Source organism: Nocardia ninae NBRC 108245 (genome assembly GCF_007990755.1).
GTDB lineage: Bacteria > Actinomycetota > Actinomycetes > Mycobacteriales > Mycobacteriaceae > Nocardia > Nocardia ninae.
In genome coordinates this window covers 1-17,960 of the sequence record NZ_BJXA01000082.1, presented here as the reverse complement: position 1 = coordinate 17,960, position 17,960 = coordinate 1, and the positions used below count along the sequence as shown (strand labels likewise).

Sequence of the window (17,960 nt, the reverse complement as noted above, 5' to 3'; positions counted from 1 at the left end):
CGCGTGATGTCGTTCTGAGTGGAGCGCGTGTGTCATTCGCCACCGTGAAGTAGGACGTTGATGAAAGCGAAGGCTACGACAATGACGAACCATGTATGGGTGAGCAGGTCGGGATCGTTGTGGCCTTCGAGGGGCGAGCGGTCCGGCTCAGCTTCCGCACCCTCGGTTAGGGCGGCGTTGATTAGAGCGATGGCGATGGCGTGAGCTTCTTTGCCGACGTGAGTCGGGTGGGCAGTGACAGTGTTGATATCGAAACTCTCGTGTAGCCGGAGAGCGGCCCCCTTAGGGCCGAATCGTTCTATCAGCAGTTCCCGCACGGATGTCAGAGTCGTGGAGATAATAGTGGCACCGAAAGGTATTGTGTAAAATAGAAAATTCAGCTCCTCGGCGGCGATCAGATCCGAAATGGTCCATTCGCGACGGGGATTGGTGCCGATCGCGCGCAGTCCGTCGTGAATGTTGCGTTGGACTTGGACGATGTTGATGGCGACTTTGCCGTTGCCGGCAGGGGTGCTGGCCGACCTGCCGGAGGCATTCAGAACGCTGAGTAGGGAGTGTGATTCGGCGGAGTTGGCCGACGTATCGATGGTGTTGGTGAGGGCATTCAGGAGAAGCTGATCTTGTTTGCTTTCGGGGTGATCGGACGTGTAGATATCGCTGTCGATCGCCTGCGCCTCGCTCACATAGCGCATGGCCTCGGCGTACTCACCCAGCTCGTGTAAGACAATTGCGAGATTCATCAGGGGCGCAGGCAGGCGGGGGCGGAAACTGGCAGGCATCGCTTTTAGGATCGTGATTGCCTGTCTGAGGGTGGCTCGCGCATGGTCGAGATCACCCGTGATGTGGGCGAGGCGTCCTTCGATGGCGAGAGTATCGGCGAACACGATTGAGGTGTTGTCGAATCCGTGTTCAGCAGCTGTCTCACGAGCCTCGGCTATCAGTTCACGTGCTTGTTCGAACCTTCCGGTGGAGATGGCCGCGTCGCCCGCGAGGTGTAGATGGTCGATCCGCGCCCTCGGCGGGAAGTGCGACGCTACGTCGGGTCGGTTTTGTAGGTCGACAATGGCCATCGCAAATTTGAAGGATGACAAGGTCGTGCCCAGATCACGGGCAATGATTGCGGCGGCACTGTACGCATTAACTAGCACCTGTGGTGACAGCTGTTCGGGGTTGCTAAAGATGAGATCGAGGGTCCGATCGCAGAGAGCAGCGGCGTCCTGGGTGCGGTTGAGCATCCGCAAGATGCGCGCCTGGGTTGTCGATATCTGCACCGCGAAATGGACGTTGAAGTCCATATCGGACAGTTCTTCGATCCGGGACAGCAACAGCTCTGCGAAATCGCGACGGCCGTGCATAGTGACGATGGGCTCTGCGGCCGTCACAGCCTCGGCAGTCAATAGTGGGTTGCGCAGGTCATGCGCCCACATCAGGCTTGAGTCGATTGCGGCGAGGGCCTCGTCGACCCGGCCGGCAAGGGAGTGTGCTTGCGCGAGAGGAAGTTGCATGCGAGCGGCTGCCAGCTTCCAAATCGGGGCTGTGGTGACATTCGCGTGATTGATGGCATTGCTGATGGCGAACTCACCTAGTTCGGTGGCTGTCCATCCGTGTTCGGCGCTGGAGTCGTTCGCGCCAACCAGCGAGAGACGGTGACACAGGAGTGCTGCCATCGTGATCGGACCCGGGCCTGTGTAGCCGTGGTCGAGAGCCGAGACTGTGATATGGGTTGCGGCGCTGAGGTTCTCGTCGAGATTGGGTATTGGGTCGGTGATTGAGCCTGCTGCAGATGTTGGCAGAAATACGCTGATTCCTGCTTCCAGCCAGGGCGCCGCGTCGGTGACTCGGTCGAGTATTGCCAGTGCTATTAGGGGATGGACCGAGAGATGGTCCGCGGTCGTTGTGAGTAGAGATATACGCGCTAGGTTCTCGGTGGCTCGGTCACGGAAGTTCTTGTCGTGCAGTCTGTTGCGTATCTCGACGGCAAGTTCGGTTGCTTGTGGGATTGTCTGCGAGTGGCTACGCGGCGGCTTGCGTCGAAAGCGCGACCGCCATCGGCGTGTGGCATTGGTGTCGACTGCGGCAGTGGGTGGGTGGACGGAGGTAGTCGGGCTCGCCGTGTCGAACACCGACTCGTGCAGTGGTGCGGGCCCCATGAACGCTAGGACGGTCAGCAGGGTCAGCGCTTCCGGCGAGGTACTTTCGACGGCTTCGATATTCATCCTGATGGATTCGATGATCGATGCAGGATGCCCTGTGGCCTTCCCCAGCGCCAATGTGTGCGCGGGAGCCTCTCGTAGCCGGGTGAGGTAGCTGGTGACGGAGCGGCGAAGGACGTGACAGTGGTCAACGGCTTGATTGAGCGCTAAAGGATTGTCGTACAGGTCTGCCCGCAAGCGGTCACGGTTTTCGGCAGTCTCGTGCGGTAGATGATCGGCGAGAAACGCGCGGCTTTCGTCTGGCTCCCATGCGTGGAGCCGCACTTCGCGGTATCCGCTGTCGAGGTTGGCCACCGTCGTGGTGATCAGCACCCGGCACAGTGACCGGCGAGGGATCAGTCCACGCAGGGCGTCGGCGTCGGTCACTCCGTCGAGAATCAGTAGCAAGCTCGTCGTCGCGGGCATGGCGGGTGTCACCGCTGTCCGGGCATCGGCGATATCGCCGATGCGGGATCCGGCATCGGTTTGACCCAGTTGTTGCAGTCCGGCGATTACGTCGGCGCGACTACTGGCGCTGATGAATACCGGGCGCAGGGCATCAGTGTGGAGTGCGGCAAATTGTGTTGCTACGCTGGATTTTCCGCAGCCCGTCATGCCGGATATGCAAACCGGGGGTACGGCGGTGACGCCCCCTGGTTCGAGTAAGTCGGTCAACTGCGATAGCACAGCGACGCGACCGACGAACCGATCGTCGGCTTCCCACCTGAATCCAGGATCGGGCACTCTGGTCGCCAACCGGCGGTCGTGTTCTCTCAGCATGATCGCCTCGGCCTCGGTCACCGGGAGTGTCCTCAACGCGAGCCGGGCCGCATCGCCGGCATCCAGGCGCGGGTACAGCCGATCCACCAGGTCTCTGCGAGTATCGGTCGACGGTGGTGCGGGAGACGGGGCGCTGAGTTCGATAATGCGGTCACACAACAGGTTGAAACATTCTCGGGCAAACAACGGAGCGAAATCGCGTCCATGACGCCGCAGGAACTCGGCCACCGCCGTCGCGCCGACAGCATCGATCTCGAATCTGCGAGGCAGCGGCTCGGCGAGCAGTTCCAGATCACGCGCGAATGCGTCCAAGTGCTCTGGAGCGACCCCGACGGTCGCAGTCAGCCAATGCAGAAAACCTGCCGACGGTGTCGCCCCGTCGATCAGACGCGCGTGATTGTCGCGTGCATCGCGGACGAATCCGGCGTTTGACCAGAAAGCCAGCTGGCACGCCTGCTCGGCCTCCAGCCACTGGCGGTACAAAACACCGAGCATTTCCTTCAGTTTCGGGCGGCTCCAGCCGCTGTCGTCGTTCTTCTGGTCAGGCTCGCGATGCTTGATTGAGACAAGCTTCGGCCGCCGGTCGCGGTACAGCAGGATAGCGTCTGAGGAGTGTTGCAGAGCGATCGCTTGGATATCGGTCTGTTGCAGCAGTTCACGAATCAGCCCCAAGGCAGCAGCTTGCTTCTCGTACCTGATCCAGGCTTCGGTCAGCGGCCCGGCATTCTTCTTGTCCACCGGCAACCGCCTAATCGGACCCTGCTCCCCCATTTCAGCCACGCCGCGAGGATACCGAGTTGCACCGACAAGTCAGCGTCATCGGAGGGCCACCCGAGGTCCGCCTCCAGCGACGAATAGTGGAGGGTAAGCCTGAAAGCTTGTGGAGGTGATCAGGAATCGGTCACGGCAGGGCGCGAGGCTGGAGATGTCGCAGACCCGGTAGTTGAAAGGCGCGTTTGGCCAGGGTGGAGCGCCACGAGCGGTGGCGGATGGCCAATCGTCGATGGCTGGCAAGCCACAGCGCGATGCCGAAGATAAGCCAGCCGAGATGGGCCAACGGCGCCTTGTACGGAAACAGGAAGACAGAGGCGATGGAGTCGATCACGAGCAGTATGGCGAGGAATCGCGCGAGACCGGGATACAGCGCCCAGGCTAGGAGAAGTGCCAGTGCAATGATGACGCTCAGCCCCGTCTGCCCCATGATTGATGCCCCTTCTCGGTGTTGAGCGAGCTTGTGGCTACCGAAATTGTCCGCCGCAGACCGATCGGCATCAAGAGGCGATGGTAGATCGCCACGTCACGACGAAGAGCTACAACGATCGGCGGCGATGTCGAACTGGCAACGATCGCTGTCGCCGTAGGAGTTTCCTACGCCGCCGGGGATCCGGTGCGGCGTCATCCGACGGCGATTCCGCGTCAATTGACGCGTCGTCGCGATGCGGCGGCAGGGTCGAGAAGCTGTGGGGCGTTGGAGAGGGCATGTGGATGCCGGGATGTCGAGGATCCTCTACCGGCTGACCGACGACAGGTGTTTCGCTTTGAGGATCAACGGCAGTGCGGTCGCTGTCGAGGAGCGCGCGTTCCTCGCGCGCGATACGCCGTCGAAGCTCGGCGGCGAAATCCACGAGACGTTGATCGATGCCGGGGAACGGAGGGGGCGGAGGGCTCGGCGTTGGGGGTGGCGTCCCAGCCGAGGTGAGTGCGGCGTGCTCTGTGAGTCGGTTTACCGCGTCTGCCGTTGAGATGAGTTCGATGGCGGATGTGTCGTCGGTGAGCGCCAATGTTTCTAGGTTCACCGTGCCGGCCGCGATAGCTGCGGCTGTGCGTTGGGTTGCTGTTTCGCGGGCGATCCATCGTTGAGCGCGGCCGGCCAGCAGGTCGCCGGGATCTCGGGTCTCCAGCAGCCCGGTGCCGAAGTCAGTGAAGTCGTCGGTCGTGATCGAACCTATCAGTGCGTTGCTGTTCAGGCCGGTGGCGTCGGCGCGGGCGATCGCGTCGAGCAGGGCGGCGAAATGCTGGGAGCGGGCGGCTTCGGCGTACACCACGACCGGCAGCGCCCGGTACAGCAGGTACCGTCCGCGCTCGTCGGACAGCTGCTTGATGTAGTGCTCATGGTCGTGACGCAGCCGGTTGAGGCGTTGGATGCGCATCTGCCGTGTGACGTCGTCTCGACCGGACTCGGGATCGGGGGCGTCTAGCGGCGCAGCGGGTCCGTGGGCGCCGGTGAGGCGGCTCCGGAGTTCGTCGGCAAGATCGGCAAGTTCGGTGTCGACGCCGGGATGACGGCTGGGTACGGGTGGACAGCCGGTGACGGGAGCGTCACGCAGGGCACTGAACCGACCCGATTGCGCGAGAACTTCGCGGCGATTGACGGCCGCAGCGGCGGCATACAGCGTCGCGTCGCTGGATGCGTCCGCGGTCAAGGTGTCGGTCGAGGTAGACACAGCTGCTGTCGCGGGGGTGAGATGCTGTGCGATCCAGTCGTCGGCGCGAGCACACAGCACTGCTGCCACATCGCGGGCGGTGGCCAGGCTGTCGCCGAGGTCCTCGCCGTTGTTGGTGGTGATGTCGGCGACGAGGGCACGGCTGTCGAGTCGATGCTGATCGGCCAGCGCGATCGTGTCGAGCAGCGTTTGGAATCGGTCGGAGGTCTCGGCGTCGCGATAGAGCACGACGGGCAGCGCCCGGTCGAGCAGGCGACGGCCGCGGGCGTCAGTGAGTAGCCCGGTGATGTGGGTGTAGATGCCGCGCAGCCGCGCCGGGTCGTCGATGCGGGCTTGTTCGAGTCGCATGGTTTCGGTGGCGGTGAGATTGTCGTCCTCGCGGGCGAGGACTTTTGCGAACATTTGTTGTTCGGTGATCGGGTCTTCGGGCTGCTGCTCGCAGGTCGGGTCGAGGGCGTCGAGGGCCTGGTAGATGTGGTTGGATTCCGCGCCGCGGGTGAGCCCGACGTAGGCCAGGGCACGGCCGAGGGTGGCGTTGATCAACAGGCGACATCGGTCGACGGTGCTGCCTTGGCTGCGATGCACGGTGGACGCGTAGCCGAGCTCGACGTTGGCGGCTACATAGTCCGCCGGTAGACGCACACTGCCGCGGTGATCGACACCGAGAACGGTGATCGACCCGTCGGTGTGCACTTTCCGGATGCGCCACAGGTCGCCGTTGTCGATGCCGGTGCCGCCGCGTTTGCCGCCGGTGACCCGCAACCGGTTGTCGTTGAGACGAGTCACCACGACGTCGCCGACATGACCGTCAGCGCTGTCGGACAACCTGACCGAGCCGCGCGTTGTGTCGACACGTCCGGACACGGTGTGTGCTGCTTGGGCGGCGAGGTTCAGGGTGGCGACGTCATCGAGGGTGGCTGCGAGCATCAACGAGGATTTCCCGGCGGCGATGTCGGCGAGGTGATCGGCCAGGATGCGCTCACGCAGCTCGTCGACCATCCCGGAGGTGACCCGTCCGGCACCGCTGTAGAAGTTCCATGCCGCCTCCGCGTCGCCGGCACGGACCGCCAGTGTGGCCGCGGCCTCGGCGGCGGTCTTGAATCGGACGATCGTCATCAGCGTCGGCGCGCGGGTGTCGGCGGCGAGCAGACGCAGTGCGCCACCGGACTCGACGGCCGACAGCTGGTGCGGGTCGCCGACCCATCGCACGACCGCGCCGTGCTGGCGGGCGAGCCGTTGCAGCTGGTCCAGGTCGTGGGTGGCCGCCATCGCGGTTTCGTCCACGAGCAGCATCGCGCCCGGGGTGATTCCCGTGGGCAGCCCGTACTTGGCCAGGGTCAGGACCCGGGCGACGGTGGAGCCGCGCACGCCGATGCTGTCGCCGAGTTCGCGGGCCGCGTTCTTCGACGGACCCAGCGCCAGCACCGACCGTCCGCTGGCCTGCCAGGCGCGGGAGACGACCGTCATCGCGGTGGTCTTGCCGCTGCCGGCGGGGCCGATGGCGGCGGTCAACGCCATCCCTGAGGTGCAGAGGTGATGCGCGATCGCCTGCTGCGCGGCGTTGAGACGGCGGCGACGCTGCCGAGGTTGGGACCGCTCGACTTCGGCGATGGCCGCGGCGACCGCGGCGTGGGGCAGGTAGTGCTCGGTGGCGGTGTTGGCTGCGTCAAGCAGGCGGTGCTCGGCGGCGAGGACTTCTTCGCTGGTGTAGCGGATCGCGCCGGTGACGGTGAATTCGCTTTCCCCGTTGCGGCGCGCGATGGCCGCGGGCACCGGGTCCGGGTCGATGGTCAATTGGATGCTGTGTCCGTCCCGGACGGCTTGCACGATTTCCTCGACGGCGGCGCGTTGCGCGGTGTCGCTGTCGAAATCGCACAGACCGACTCGTTCGTCGGCTGCGGAATAGATGTTGGCTTCGGTCCAGGTCGCGCGGCGTCGCGCGACCGTGGCAGCGACTTCTTCGGCGATTCGTTTCGGGTCGTATGCGGTGCGCTGGGTGGCGGTGAATGCCTCGTCGATGTCGGCGAGCAACTCGTCATCGTCGCCTGACAGCAGCAGTCCCCGAACCTGCGCGATGGCCGGGGTGCGGTCGCCGGGGTGCAGGCCGATGCATTCGTCCACGGCGTGCTCGATCGCGGCGCTCAGGTGTGTGTCGTCGGATCGCAGAACTTCGGCTGCGCCGCCGACGGCCACGCCCGCGGCGACGGCGACTCGGCGGGCGTCGAACGCGGCCGGATGGTCGTCGAGCCGGTGTTGTTCGAGGAGATCGGTGACGAACCGTTGTGCGTCGCGGCCGTCGCCGAGGAAAGCGCGGACTCGGCGATCCCAGCCTGCCAGCATGTCGCGCAGGCTGTGTGGTTCGGCTTTGGCGTCCCGGGTTTCCAGCGTCGCCTGTTGTGCCAATTTGGCTTGGGCGCGCTTGTCGGGATTGTGGCCGTGTGCTCGCCGGTACGCGGCGAGGAGTTGTTCGGTGCGGGCGATGATCGCTGTGCGGCGCCTCGAGAAGAACTCGATCATCGCATCGGAGATGCCGACGATCTCGAGCACCGGTTGCTTGCCGCGACCTCGGGAGCGTTCCTCGAACCGCAACCCGAGACGGCGACGCAGCTTGCCGACGATCATCGCGTTGTAGCGACACGACAACGCCACCGCGCCGCCGTAGAGCGGGCGAGCGTCGAGCGAGGACCATTTGCCGTCGCTGCCTTCGACTTTCGCCGATATCGTGGCGTGCGTGTGCGGTAGCGGGTCACCCGTGCGCGAGTCGTAGTGACGGAACAACGCGACAGTCAACCCGTTCGCGTCGATCTGCCGAACCCCGTTGTGGCCGCGGCGGGTGACCGCGTACCGCTGTTCGGCCCACTCCAGGATTTCGCGCATCGCTTCCTCGTGGCATTCCCAGATGACGCGGCGCACCTCGTCGTCGGCCAAGCCCCACAGGATCGCGATCGATTTCTGCGGAGTGAATACGCAGTCGAAGCCAGCGACGGCCTTACGCGACTCTCCTTGCTCCTGGGCGAGTGCGTCCTCGATGGCCTCGGTGGACGGCTCGGTGCCGAGTTCAGCTGTCAGGTGTGTGCGGGTGGCCTCGGTGCGCAGCATCATCCGTTCGTCGTAGGTCGGTCGCCGCTGGTTCTTCTCGGTGAACGCGACCACCATCCGATCGAGCAATTCCGATATCGGCGTTTTGGAGGAGAATTGATAGAAATTGGCACCCAAACTCGCGGTGGCGATCGCCTCGGCAATGGTCTTTCCGTCGGCCAAGGCTTCGGTGATGATACGGTTCGCGTCCGGGTGCATTCCCTCGCCGAACAATAATTGCATCTGCTGTTCGGTCACCTCGCCCGATAAACCGAGCGCGGCGGCTCCGCGCCCGAACCATTGGCCCGGTGGGCAGCCGTGCGCGGTGTAGTAATCGGTGAGGTCACGGGTGCGATCCCGAACGCGGTCGCCCGTAGCGACCTGCTGGGTCAAATACTCGTAGCCGTCACCGGAATGCAGCCGGTGAAGTGTCATCACCTATTCGAAAGTCCCCCAAGTCGCATCGCGATGCAAGGGGTGTGACGCGGTTAAAAAGAAAGCCCATATGGGATGTAATGGGCTGTAATGGCGCAAGCGAGAATGGTGTTCAGAAGGGGGCGGTGGCAGAGCTACATTGAAATTCTGAAGAAACAGAATGAGAGAACGGCCGCGTCCGGCCGGACCCGAAACCGGGGCGATCGGCGGGCGGAGAACACCGGGAAGCGGAGGACGACATGGACAGCCAACGCAAGCGTTCGACGTCAGGACGGACGATCGCGCGCCGCATCGCCGCGCAGGCGGTGCGGCACCAGCTCGAGATCGCCAAGGCCAACGGCGATGACCTGTATCTGTTCCGCCGCCACCGCGACGTCCAGACGCAGGCAGCCCAGCGCCGCGACGCGGCCATCGCCTCCGCGATGATTCGATGCGAGGCAGCCGTGGCGAAAGCCAAAGAGACGTACGAGAAGGTCGTGGCCGCCGCCTTACCGGAGCAGAGCGACGCGCTGCAGCGGATGAAACAACGGGGCGTCAGCGACACCGACCTCGGCATCTGGGCCGAGATGCCGGTCGGCGAACTGCGCAAGCTGCTTGGCAGCACCGGAAACGCAGCGTCGAGCGGCAAGTCGAGGCGAGCGCGTCCAAGCCCGGCGCGCGATGACGACCGGAAACCGCCGGTCCCCGCGAGGGGAGACGCGGCGGGACTATCGGAGCTCGGAGGGAAGCAACCGCTGCAGGACCGAAGCGCGGACGATCCGCGCGGCGAGGCGCGAGCGCCACGCGCCGTACTTGACGGCGAAGACGAAGTGCCCAGCCAGCCACAGCCCGATCCCAGCCAGCAGCCAGCCGACATGCGCGGCGGGCGCCCGGTCGGGAAACAGGATCAACGTGAGGACGGAGTCGAACATCAGCAGAATTCCAGCGACCCGGGCGAGGGTGGGAAATAGGGACCAGAAGATCAGGAACCCTGCAACGGCGATGGCAGCCAACCAGATCAATGCCACGGCTGAGCCTTTCTCGTGCGCGGTCGGGGCCGACGGGAATGTGAGGGATCGCCAGCGTCGCGATGGCGCGGCGTGGACTCCGGGGACCGTGTCGACGGGTCACCCACGCAGCTACGGGGGGTAGGCGGGAGAGTCAAGTGCCGACACGGCCGTCGGAATCCGCGCTGGGCGCGGCGATTGGCCGCGGTCAGACGCGGTGCTGTTCGCCGGAGGTGGCTATGTCGCCGCTGGCGTTGCGGGAGGAGGGTTGTGTATTCGGCAGGCTCCAGTCGTAGGAGCTGCCGGGGTGGGGTGCGACGCGCGACATGCCGGTGGTGGCAAGTCGTTCGTGGCGCACGTCGTTGAGCTGTTCGGACTCGCGGTCGAGACAATCGTCCACGGTGACGGTTAGATCGTGGACGACTATTTCGAGAGCGCGACAGCGGTCCGAGAGTTCCGCGACCAGAGCGCGTAGCCGAGAATTCTCGGCCTCGAGGTCAACTCGAGGGAGTGGCTCGGACATGACGTACGCATCCGTTAGTGCACCCGACTGAGTCGGGCAGCGGGGTGACCGGTCGACGTCATCGTCTTGCCTTTCAGGACGAAGGAATGGAACAAAGACGCCTGTCCCGGTCCCGCGATACGGGACCGGGACAGGCGATGGGAGATGGGGGTTAGAACGGTGGGTTGTCATCCTCGCTCTCGGGGGTGGACTGCTCGCCCGCACCGACCGAGACCGGGGTCTGATCGGGGGCCGCGCCCCACGGGTCCTCGATCGGCTCGTCGACCACGGTGGTGGCACGAGACGCCTTGGTGACCTCCGCCGTCGCGTACTGCAACGAGGGTCCGAGAACATCGATGGTCATCTCCATGACGGTGCGCTTCTCGCCCGTGTCCTTTACGGTGTAGCTGGACTGCTTCAACCGTCCGAAGCCGATGACGGTCATCCCGCGGCTGAGGCTGTCGGCAATGTGCTCGGCCAGCGCACCCCACGCGGTGCAGCGCATGAATACCGCGGGCAGGTCCTTGTACCGTTCGGCGTCCTTGTCGTAGTAGCGGTCGTTGCACGCGACAGTGAAATGAACGCCGGCTTCGCCCTTGCTGCTGAAGAAAAGTTCTGGGTTTGCGGTCAGGTTGCCGATGATGGTGGGAGTAATTGCTCCGAACATGGTGAGTCTCCTCGGGTGAAGTGAGTTGATAAGGACGATCGACCCACCCGGCCCCGCCAGCTCGAAAGTGAGAAGAGCTGGATCGGTGCTCGGGGGCTGTCGATCTATGGCTCCGCCATCGGGCTGCGGCAAGGGCGTCAAGCCTGGGGCGCTTTTTCCGCAGGCTTGACGCCCTTGCCACGGCCTGATCCCCTTGGGGTAGATCGACAGCCCCCGGTACCGATCCCGCCTAGCCGCGCACCTTCCAAAGCACCGACCATGCCGCAAGGTTTCCAGCCAGGTCGAACGCTGGTTATCTCCTCAGAAGCGCCGATGAATGGCGAGTCTGGTTCGGGGCGACGGGTGCCGATGGTGAAGGACTCCGGTGCCGTGCGATGAGCTGGTCGTCCTGCAAGCTGGTCTACGCTGCCAGCGACTGGGAGCGGGTTGGTGCCGCAGTGGGCTGGCGAGGAGTCAGGCTGGTGGGCCAGCGGTCGATCTCTTCGCCGGTGATGGCCTCGACCAGCGCGGAAATGATGACCTCCGCGACAGGCGGGGTAACCGCGTTGCCAAGCTGGCGCACGCGCTGGCGCTTGTTGCCGACCACGACGTAGTCGGTGCCGAACGCCATCGCCCGTGAAATTTCGTGGGGCTCGAGCATTCTGAACCGAACGTCGTTGATGTATTCCTCGCTGAGGACGTCCACGAGCGCGTAGGTGTCGCGGGTGGTCAGCGCGCCCATGGGCTCGGCCACCGGACGCGGGACGCTCTTGCCGAAGTACGGCAACAACATCGACTCCCACAGCCCATCCGGCGTGGTCGCCGCGGGAGTAACCAGACCGTGGTGATTCCCGGAGGCGGTGACAGTGGCCAGAGCCTCGTACACAGACCGGGCATCAGAGGATCCGCCGCGTAGTTCGGTGACGAACGGCAGGAAGCACACGGCGGTTTCGGCGCGGGTGGTCTGGGTGCGCATCGGCATCGTGGCGGGCACGGCTTCTTTGCCGTCGCGGCCCTCCATCGGCACGACCAGGGGCGGCACCACGAGGCCGTGATTGGATCCGTCCGCGACAACGGTGGCCATCGGCTCGTGCAATCCGACGGTGCGCGCCCTATCGGACCGCAACAACGCGAGGAACGGGGCCGGAATGGCGATGCCGTCGTTTTCGCGGGTGGTGCGGGCGCTCATCGGCGCGGTGACCGGGATCGCCGCGTCGCGCCAGGTCCCGCCTGCGGGGACCATCATCGGCGCGACAGTGGCGTAGCGCTTGAGTCCGACGCGGATGCGCTCCATCGTCTTCTCGGCCAGCGGTCGATCCCGATCACCGATGCGGGTACCTTCCAAGCTCCAGTCGATCGCAGTCGCCGCCGGAGACGCGGGCGGCTCGAGCACGGAGTTCCGGCAGGTCACGTGCGGGCACCGGTAGGTGTACTGCTGCCGGTAGCGGCCCATGTCGACGCCGGGCTGTTTGAACACCTGCAGGGCTTGCACCGATTCGTCGCAAACCTCGCAATAGGCCAACGGCCGCAACCACTTGTCCCAGTCCGGTTCTCGCTGCAACGCGACGTCCCAGTAGGCCAGATAGAGCCGGTCGCGCGACTGTGGGGCGACCGGGGTGCGTGCGGGCTGGGCGTGCATGGAGTTCATCGCGATCAGCCGGGTCTTGTAGCCCAATGCGCGGATTTCCCCGATCCAGCGACTCCACTGATCCCACCCTCTGACCTCGACAACGTTTTCCACTACTCCGCCGCGGACCCTGCCGCCGCGGTCGATGACACCGCGTAGGTACTGGGGGACCTCTTCCATCAGGGCGCGGGAGCGTTCGGCCTCCTCGTCGCGAGGCAGCTCGAGCAGATCGGTTTGCAGGCTGTTGTGGAAGTCGCGGCGCGCTCCGCGCGCGGAGGACCATTGCGGGCACTCCGGGGACGCCCACAGGAGGTCGGCGACCGGCCAGCGATGCACTGGTGCGGTGCGGATATCACCGAGATAATGATCGGTAGCTGGAAAATTTCTGGAATGCGACTCGATTGCCAGCTCCCAATGATTTGCGGCGCGAGTGACCTGAACTCCGGGAACAGCGTGCGCGCCTTGACTGGAGCCACCGGCGCCACAGAACCAATCCATCAATTCGAGCATGGGGATCACAGATCCTTTCGGAAGACAATGACGACGGAGGGCGACCCGCGCCGCGTAGGCATCGGAAAGCTGCTGGTGGACCGAAAATTGTTGATGCCGAGATCATTTGAGTGATGAGCTCGACCGCGATCAGCGTAGATGCCGAGGTGCGACCAACAACACGGAAGATTCGGTGGCTGTGGCGCGAAACAGGTTCGATCGCAACAACTCAGACGAGTACAAGAAGCGTCAGCGATTGAGGAGAGTTGTCATGGAAGGCAATCAGAACCGACAGAGTGAATCGGCAGCCCCGGGCACAGGGGTTTAGCGCGACGGCGGGTGACTGCGGTTGTTCGGGAACTGTTGGGCCTCAGTTCTCGGTTCACAGCCTCGGGAACCTGTTCATCCGTCGGCGGATCAGGTCACGCCAATGCCATGGCTTCGACGGCCAGGTCGTCGAGGGTGTCAGCCCGGGTAGGATCGGCCAGTGTTTGGGAAAAGCTGGTAATTGCATTGGCGATCCCCGCCGCATTGAGCTGGCCACCGGCGATGAAATGGCTGAGAATTCCGGTGCGTTCTGCATCGGAGAAACGCATCTGTTTGGCGATGACAGTGATCGTCTTGCCCGGTTCGGTCACCGGAGTCGTCGCGGTGGCACCCAGCAGGGCGATCTGTTCGGCGAGGAATTCAGGCGAGAGCCAATGCTGGACCGTGTCGCGGGTTTTGGCCGTCACGACGGCCAATTGCTTGTCGTAGGTGTCCTGGGACCAGGCAACCGCGCCGGCCTTGAGTCGGCTGCCGAGGTGGACGTCGCGAACCGCCAACATCGGCAGGGTCAGTCCGTTGCCGCAGACCCGGACGTAGAGTTCGGGTTTCAGTACGACCGCGCCGTGGCCGGTCTCGGAGTTGGAGAAGCGGAAACCGGCGAACATGACCGGCAGATCCGGATCGCTGGGCGGTGGGGCGTCGTGCGTGGGTCGGCCGGGCGGGGTGGTGACGGTGGTGCGGTCGTCGGCGAGTTGTGGTGTGGCGAACGGGTTGCGGTAGTTGGCGAGCAGAGCGGGAGCCAGTTGGGCGACGGCGGGTGAGTAGACCTTGACGTGCATCGCGGAGTCGGTCAGGTCGCAGGAGCGGATGGTGACGGGGGTGCCTGCCTGGTTGATGCCGTCGAGAACGGCGGTCAACACGTCGAAGTTGTCGCAGATGCCGAAGCGGTCGGACAGCACCGCCCGCAGCACGCCCGGTCCGCCGGGATCACCGCGGAAGGTCCGCAGGAGGAACTTGCGCTGGTCGGGCTCATGGCGGCTGTCGGAGCCGGGGACGCGGCCGTGGATTTTGCCGTTGATGTTCACGTCGAACAGGTCCACGCGGCCGATGTCACGCAGGTGGCGCAGGTAGCGGCGGGATATGTCGAGTTTTTCGGCGAGGTCGCCGTCGGCGGAGACAGTCGGCAGGTACCGGCCGTCGACCGGGGTGACACCGGCCTCGTCGATGACGGGGTCGGCTCCGGTCAGTTCGATGAATCCGTCACGGCAGGTCAACGCGGTGACGGGGGCGACGACGTCGAGTTTGGCGGCCTGCTGGGTTTGCAGCAGAGCGACCATGTCGTCGAGTGTGGCGTTGCGAACGCCGGTGAGCACGGACATGCGAAACCATCTCCAATCGGGGAGAACGGTCAGAAGTGGCAGTTCGCCGGTGTGCCCACTTGGTCGGGCACACCGGCGAACGCGAGGATCACAGTCGGCTGTGTGTCTAGAGGTCGGTCTCGATGGAGTCCGGATCGAGCTCGCCGAGTCCCGCGAGTTCGATGGCGACCAGCGGGTAGCCGCGCGTGGCGAGGAAGCGCAGGTAGAACGACACGTTGTTGTGGTTTTCCCGCCCGGATGCGACCTCGCGCATCCGCCATAGATCCTTGGTGATCAGCCATTCATAGCCTGCGAGAACAAGGACGTAGACATAGACGTCGGCCCGGCCTCGGGTCGTCTCGGTCAACGACGCGGCGGCGTCTTGGGCGTTGGCGAATCCCAGCAGCCGCAGCCCCATGTCAGCGGCACCGAACCGGCTCAGCAGCTCCGGATCACGCAGTAGTGACGCGGCAACGAACTGGGCCTCGTCCTTGGTGAGGGTTTTGCGCGGCACGATGTGCTCGATCAGCCAATCGCGCCGGGCGGAGTTGACCGCCTTGGCCTGGTCACAGAGCTTCTCGATTCGCGCGGCTGCCTGCCGCTCGGCTTCACGGCGCTCGGCTGCCAAGCGCGTCGCCTCCGCACGGGCAGCCTGTATCTTGGCGGCCTGGTCAGCGGCGAGAAGCTGGGCCTCGATGCGAGCCGCGTCGCGGCGCTGGGCTTCGTGCGGGTCCTCGATCTCGGCGGTGTCGTCAGGATCGTCGACGGCGCTGACGGAGGCCACGGGGGCGGTGGCTTCGACCTCCTCGGAGTGGATATCCGGATTGTCGTTGTCTCCGGTCGGAGGTGGTGAGACAGGGTCGGGCTCGGTGAGTTCGATGTCCTCATCCATGGGCGCGGGCACGACGCCGGCGGCGGTCATGTCGTCGGGCCGGATGTACCACCACGGACGCCACGGTGACAGTTTGATGGTGTCGGCGTGGCGCAGCCCATCGGCGGCCTGGGCGGTGCGGTCGGTGTCGGTGTCGGTGTCCCAGTCCACGGTGTCGGGATCGACCGGTACGCCGGTCTCGGCGTCGGTGATGTCGAGCTCGTCGTCGAGGTGTTCGAGGTAGACCGCCCACAACGCGGGGTGTTGCCGGGTGGCGGCAGGTGTGACTTGCAGGCCGTCGGGGGTGCGAACGTCGTCGATTGGAACGTAACCGTCGGCGTCCTGCGAGAAGTCGTCCTCGTGCAGGACGCGATAACCCTGTTCGGTGTAGCCGAGGGCCTCAGTCTGGTGGGCGAGAGCCTGGTCACGTTCGTCGTGCAATAGCTGCGCGGTCCAGTTGAAATCGCGGGCGTCGGTCTGTTCTAAGCGTGCTACGGCGTCGGTGTCGCCGGCATTCTCGAATTCTGCGATGACTTCGAGCTGGGCGAGGTCCAGTGAGCCTTCGTCGAGCAGTCGCCGGGCCGTCGGCGACTTACCGATCAGGGCAGTGGTTTTCACGACGTCCTTCTTCATGTGAGTCGCTTTGGACACTTTGGTGACGGGCATGCCCAGATCCAGCATGAGTGCAACGGCCGCAGCGTGGTCGCCTTTGGGCAAGGCGACGCGGCGGTAGGTGCCGAGCTGCTTGGTGATCCGCGTCAGTGCCCGGGTTTTGTCGTCGAAGTCGGGGGCGCGGCGGACCCAACCTGGTACGGCATCCAGACCCGCTTTGCGCGCGGCCAGTACACGCAATTGGCCATCGATAACGCTGATACTGCCGTCGGCAGTAAGTTCGGCGATGATCGGAATCGAGACGCCCTCTTCGCGAACTGCGGTCAGAAGCTCGACCAGTTCGGGATCAGATTCGAAGGTGTCGTCGAAAGTTCTGCGGACGTTGTCGTCGACCACCAGGATGCGGGGGTCCAGCGAAGGCGGCTGGACCAGGAGTTGCTCGAGAGCGTCGGTAGATTCGGAAACTGATGCGGATGCGGCGATGTCTATCGACATGGTTGTCTCCCTTGATGTTTCAAAGGTTGCCGGTAATGGACGCGCGGGATTCGGCCGGGCGTTGCAGCCGTGTGAGGTAGTGCGCAGGCGCAGAGAGGCGGGCCTACGGTTCGTGGAAGCCGGTCTCGTAGCCGTCGCCTGCGCAACGCAGGCAAGCCAGGTGACCTTTTTCGCGGTCGCAGTTGAGACAGCGAACAAGATGGGAGTCGCATTGCGCGGCGGCGAATGGGCCCGCGAGCCAGCTGTGGTACTCGTCGAGCCAGATGTCATCGCCGCAATAGCGGCACACGCGTGGCTGGTCGGATGTCATATCGGCCCTCGATGGAGTAGGCGCAGATGTTGCGAGGCCGGTGGGCGGACTGGTGCGACCAACCCGCCGGTCGAGACCGGACGGCGCGTCGCAAGAGCCGGTACGCCAGTCCTCCAGCAGTGAAATGATGGGTTCGGCTCGTGGGCCTGGCTCGACTCGTGAGATGGACCGGGAGTCAGCTGAGACGGCGTGGGCGGAGCGCTCCGTAGGCGAGGCCGTCGTCGATGGTCCGGGCGGCCTCGGCTTCGGTGAATCCGTCGTATCCGAAGTGGTGGCGGGCGGCATCGTGTAGGACCGCGCGCGCTTCGTGTTCATCGAGTTCTCCGCCGCCGACGAGCCGTCCTAGCGCTCCCGCAGCACGCAGCAGTGTCAGATGCCGTTGGCCGGTGGGTGCGGAGGTGACCGCCTCCGCCTCGCTACGGAGAACCTTCGAGATGTAGGCGTGGGCGCGATAGTCGGGCAATACCAAGGGATGTCGCGGGGGTGGCGATGGCAGCGTGAGCGCGTCGGCGAGCCAGTCGGGCAGAGCCGCGACCGGTGTGCGGCGAACGATCCGATAGACGCCGCCGGAACAGCGCGACCCGGGCGCGACTACATAGCCGCCGACGCCACGGGTGTCCACACGCCATCCCAGTCGGGCGGTGCTGTTGCCGAGATCGGACCGCGGTGGCGGCCGGAAGTAGAGATGCCACCCTGCGGGGGTCCGGACGGTCAGAGTCTGGGAAGGAACCGGCCTGCCTGCGGTCTCGGCCAGGCGGGTCAGCACGTCGCGTCCGTCGATGGCGCCGGACCATTGCGGCGGCGGGTCGCGGTCGGTACCCCCATCGAGGTCGAGGACCAGCAGTCGGCTGGGACCGCAGGCGATACC

General features: G+C 64.8%; 10 protein-coding genes. 1 reads left to right on the top strand and 9 read right to left on the bottom strand.

Annotated elements, in window-relative coordinates; translation table 11 throughout:
* Positions 1–32: 32 nt before the first annotated feature.
* From NN4_RS37090 to mobF, 3 genes are all read right to left on the bottom strand, one after another.
* Complete coding sequence (locus tag NN4_RS37090) at positions 33–3,752, bottom strand: tetratricopeptide repeat protein (protein ID WP_147140947.1); 3,720 nt, start codon at positions 3,750–3,752, stop codon at positions 33–35.
* A gap of 121 nt (positions 3,753–3,873) precedes the next feature.
* Positions 3,874–4,173 carry a hypothetical protein gene (locus tag NN4_RS37085; protein WP_147140946.1) on the bottom strand — a complete coding sequence of 100 codons (300 nt, stop codon included), beginning with the start codon at positions 4,171–4,173 and terminating at the stop codon, positions 3,874–3,876.
* A gap of 109 nt (positions 4,174–4,282) precedes the next feature.
* Entirely contained in the window at positions 4,283–8,929 is a 4,647-nt protein-coding gene (gene mobF, locus NN4_RS37080; protein ID WP_246181290.1) for a MobF family relaxase, read from the bottom strand.
* 239 nt (positions 8,930–9,168) lie between these two features.
* Between mobF and NN4_RS37075 the strand changes: the two genes are divergently transcribed.
* A complete protein-coding gene (locus NN4_RS37075; RefSeq protein WP_147140943.1) occupies positions 9,169–9,879 on the top strand; it encodes a hypothetical protein in 711 nt (236 codons plus the stop codon).
* 244 nt (positions 9,880–10,123) lie between these two features.
* Here NN4_RS37075 and NN4_RS37070 read toward each other — a convergent pair whose 3' ends face one another.
* From NN4_RS37070 to NN4_RS37045, 6 genes are all read right to left on the bottom strand, one after another.
* Positions 10,124–10,438, bottom strand: coding sequence for a hypothetical protein (locus tag NN4_RS37070; RefSeq protein ID WP_147140941.1), 315 nt, complete (start codon positions 10,436–10,438; stop codon positions 10,124–10,126).
* Between the two features lie 151 nt (positions 10,439–10,589).
* Entirely contained in the window at positions 10,590–11,084 is a 495-nt protein-coding gene (gene ssb, locus NN4_RS37065; RefSeq protein ID WP_147140939.1) for a single-stranded DNA-binding protein, read from the bottom strand.
* 400 nt (positions 11,085–11,484) lie between these two features.
* Positions 11,485–13,200, bottom strand: a complete 1,716-nt coding sequence (locus NN4_RS37060) for a DNA cytosine methyltransferase (RefSeq protein ID WP_147140937.1) — start codon at positions 13,198–13,200, stop codon at positions 11,485–11,487.
* Between the two features lie 401 nt (positions 13,201–13,601).
* Positions 13,602–14,825 (bottom strand): hypothetical protein, encoded by a 1,224-nt coding sequence (locus NN4_RS37055; RefSeq protein WP_147140935.1) that lies wholly within the window; start codon positions 14,823–14,825, stop codon positions 13,602–13,604.
* 106 nt (positions 14,826–14,931) lie between these two features.
* Positions 14,932–16,782: a ParB/RepB/Spo0J family partition protein gene (locus NN4_RS37050; RefSeq protein ID WP_186818815.1), complete on the bottom strand. Its 1,851-nt coding sequence runs from the start codon at positions 16,780–16,782 to the stop codon at positions 14,932–14,934.
* Positions 16,783–17,267: 485 nt separating this feature from the next.
* Positions 17,268–17,960 (bottom strand): bifunctional DNA primase/polymerase (locus tag NN4_RS37045; protein ID WP_186818814.1); only part of this gene is annotated, 693 nt, incomplete at its 5' end.